1 protein-coding gene is annotated in these 349 nt (G+C 42.1%); it reads left to right on the top strand.

Going from position 1 to position 349, the window contains the following annotated elements; all coding sequences use genetic code 11:
* Nucleotides 1–101: 101 nt before the first annotated feature.
* Nucleotides 102–349: helix-turn-helix domain-containing protein (locus H5975_RS08470; protein WP_204785642.1), on the top strand; the 248-nt coding region annotated here is incomplete at its 3' end.

Below are 349 nucleotides of genomic sequence, written 5' to 3'. Positions count from 1 at the left end.
GGCAGATTGTAAAATTTAAGTTGAACATTTAAGTGGACAGAAAAACCCATCAAGGTCTTTAATGGTGTTACCTCAACATTCCATTAGAAAGAAGGACCTTAATGGGCACCACTATTTTATCATTCCAGAACCGTGTTGTCATTGAAACGCTTCATAGTGAAGGACGTTCCTTGCGATACATCGCTAACTACTTAGGCTTTAGTAAGACCACCATCTTTAACGAACTTCACCGGCTCAACGGTGAGTACCAGGCTGAGCTAGCGCAAACTGACTTTGAACAAAAGGTTAGTCAACGGGGGCGGAAGTCTTCGCTCACTAAAAACCTTAAACACTTGGTCGAGGAAAAGAT

Source organism: Limosilactobacillus coleohominis, assembly GCF_016901675.1.
Taxonomy (GTDB): domain Bacteria; phylum Bacillota; class Bacilli; order Lactobacillales; family Lactobacillaceae; genus Limosilactobacillus; species Limosilactobacillus intestinavium.
The sequence above is the reverse complement of the archived record's forward strand: the minus strand, read 5'-3'. Positions and strand labels throughout refer to the sequence as shown.